Below are 1,161 nucleotides of genomic sequence, written 5' to 3' on the forward strand. Positions count from 1 at the left end.
CCAGAGCCAGCAGAGCGTCCTGAAGTTGCTCGGCTGATCCCGCTCCGCGGCGCCGGCACCGCCCCCTTAGGGTGACGGCGCCGTTAGGATCCGCCGTGACGATAGCGCATCCCAACCCCTCGACAGCTGCGTGCTGGCGAGGGGTTTTGCGTTTCCCAGCGCCCGCCGACTTGCCGGCAAGGTTTTGTAAACCAAAGAAAAAACGGCAAAAATTAGCCGGTTTCACTTAAGTCCGCGGCGCGCTGGCCGTTACCTAATGTGGCGGCACGGCCCTTCGCCACGGGGGCGGCGGGGATCGCCGAAGATCACTGGAGTTTCACAATGACTGTCATCGGCACCAATGTTTCCGCGCTCCGCGCGACCAATGCTTCGACCAAGGCCTCCAACATGTTGGCCACATCGATGGAGCGTCTGTCGACCGGCAAGCGCATCAATTCGGCCAAGGACGACGCCGCCGGCTTGGCGATCTCGTCGTCGATGACGGCGCAGATCAAGGGCATGAACCAGGGCATTCGCAATGCGAACGACGGCATCTCGATGGCGCAGACCGCGGAAGGCGCACTCGACGAGGTCACCAACAACCTGCAGCGTATGCGTGAACTCGAGGTACAGTCGAGCAACGGCACCTATTCGACGAGCGACAAGGCCAACATCAAGGCCGAGCAGAACGCTCTTGCAAACCAGATCAACAACGTTCTCAAGAATAGCCAGTTCAACGGCGTCAAGCTGTTCGACGGCAGGGCTGGGGCGGGCGCTGATGTCGCCGGCGGTGCAACGGTTGATATTCAGGCGGGCGCCGATACCACCGGTAAGATCCAGCTGAACCTGGGCACCAATCTCAGTGCAGTGGCCACAACCGATACCAACAACGTCACCACGGGTGGCGTGGGAACGGTGGTCAACGTTGGTGCTGGCGGCGCGGTCACTGCAACGGGTGGCCTCGATGATTACGACAAGGCGATCTCGCTCGTCTCGAACCGTCGCGCATCGCTCGGCGCGTCGCAGAACCAGCTGCAGTCGGCGGTCAACAACCTGACCTCGAACGCGACCAACCTGTCGGACGCCAAGAGCCGTATCGAAGACACCGACTTCTCGGCCGAAACGACCGCGCTCGCCAAGGCGCAGATCCTCAGCCAGGCGTCGACCGCGATGCTCAGCCAG

Annotated in this window: 1 protein-coding gene; it reads left to right on the top strand. The window is 62.1% G+C overall.

The genetic code is table 11. The annotated features are described in order from the left end of the window. Positions 1-321 precede the first annotated feature (321 nt). The coding region (locus ASE88_RS08645; RefSeq protein ID WP_235527885.1) for a flagellin at positions 322-1,161 on the top strand (840 nt) is incomplete at its 3' end.

It is taken from the genome of Sphingomonas sp. Leaf38, assembly GCF_001421825.1.
Lineage (GTDB): Bacteria > Pseudomonadota > Alphaproteobacteria > Sphingomonadales > Sphingomonadaceae > Sphingomonas.